The sequence below is a fragment of the Aeromonas sp. sif0611 genome, from assembly GCF_019218845.1.
Lineage (GTDB): Bacteria > Pseudomonadota > Gammaproteobacteria > Enterobacterales > Aeromonadaceae > Aeromonas > Aeromonas media.
This window is the reverse complement of record NZ_JAHUWU010000088.1, coordinates 1-204: the sequence shown is the minus strand read 5'-3', so window position 1 is coordinate 204 and position 204 is coordinate 1. Positions and strand designations below refer to the sequence as shown.

At 63.7% G+C, this 204-nt stretch carries 1 protein-coding gene; it reads left to right on the top strand.

All coding sequences use genetic code 11. The features are described 5' to 3' along the window. Positions 1-204 (top strand): VCBS domain-containing protein (locus tag KW824_RS20900; protein ID WP_218410922.1); only part of this gene is annotated, 204 nt, incomplete at both ends.

Here is a 204-nt window from a genome sequence, read left to right as displayed (position 1 = left end):
ACGAGGCCAAGTTCCTGGCTGGCAACGGCACCCCGAGCGCTGGCGCACTGGGTAGCCTGACCATCACCGAAGGCGGGGCCTGGACCTACCAGGTCGACAACAGCAAGGTGCAGTACCTGGGCGAAGGTGAGACCAAGGTCGAGACCTTTGTGGTCACCTCCGTGGATGGCACCGAGCACACCGTCACCATCACCATCACTGGCG